At 42.5% G+C, this 1,085-nt stretch carries 2 protein-coding genes; both read left to right on the top strand.

The features are described 5' to 3' along the window. Positions 1-657 (top strand): Ig-like domain-containing protein (locus N1032_RS23635; RefSeq protein ID WP_259542819.1); only part of this gene is annotated, 657 nt, incomplete at its 5' end. A 142-nt stretch (positions 658-799) separates the two neighbouring features. After that, on the top strand, positions 800-1,085 hold a 286-nt coding region (locus N1032_RS23630; RefSeq protein WP_259542818.1), incomplete at its 3' end, for a DUF5309 domain-containing protein.

The following is a 1,085-nucleotide window of genomic DNA, read 5'->3' as shown; positions in this document are numbered from 1 at the left end:
CCATTTGCTGCTGGTGCTCTGGAAATTCACGGTACTACTGCTCCTACAGGTCTTACCATTACTGGTCCAGGTGTTTCTGCTGGTGCTGTTACCCTGAGTTCTACAACTGGTACTGTTCAGTTAGGTGTTACTGCTACTCCAGCTGGTGCTGCTAAGTCTGTAACTTGGACTTCTGGTACATCTGCTAATGCTACAGTAGACCCTACAACTGGTCTGGTAACTGGTGTTAAAGCTGGTACTTCTGTAATTACTGCAACTTCTACAGTTGATAACAAAATTACAGCTACAGTAACAGTTACAGTTCCTGCTGCTCCAACACCAACACTGAAGACAATTAAACTGTCTGGTACTGATGTAGCTGGTTCTGGTACTGCATGGACTCTGAAACCTGCAACCCTGAAAGCTGATGGTACAGGCACTGCTGCACAGGTTGATATTGAAGTGTTAACCGATTCTGGTGCTGCACTTCCTGCTAACTCAGCTATTACTGTAACAGGTGCTGATGTGAGTAAACTTGCAGCAATTAGTGTAACTGGTACAGGTGCCAAACGTTCATTCACTGTGAATGGTAAAACTGGTACTACAGCAGGTGATGTTGTTCTGACTGTTACCGCTGGTACTGCTGCTCCAGTAACTCTGACAGTTACTTTGGTATAATATAATTAACCCCGCTATCGGAACATCATGATGCGGGGCACGACAATAAGATAATAAACGTGCCTTGTGTTGTGATACAATTCGGTGGTTAATATAAAGGGGGAGGTCTTCGGGCTTTCCCCTTTTTCTTTTTGGAGGTAGAATGACTATTCATTCCTATAATCTTCAAGGTTTAAAACAAAACTTTGCTGATTGGATTGCAAACATCACTCCTGAGAAAACACCATTCATTTCTTGTATTGGTGTAGATACTGCAAATGGTACTACATTCCAGTGGCAAGGTGACCGTGGTTCTTTCGTTAGTGATTTTAAAAATAAACCTGCTGAGAAAGAAGGTGATGATGTTGCTGCTATGCCATTTACAAAAGGCACAGAACTCTACACTAACCAAACTCAAATATTCCGTCGTATTGTCAAGATTTCTGAGA

The organism is Herbiconiux daphne, assembly GCF_024979295.1.
Taxonomy (GTDB): Bacteria; Actinomycetota; Actinomycetes; order Actinomycetales; family Microbacteriaceae; genus Herbiconiux; species Herbiconiux daphnes.
This window is presented reverse-complemented; position numbering and strand designations above follow the sequence as displayed.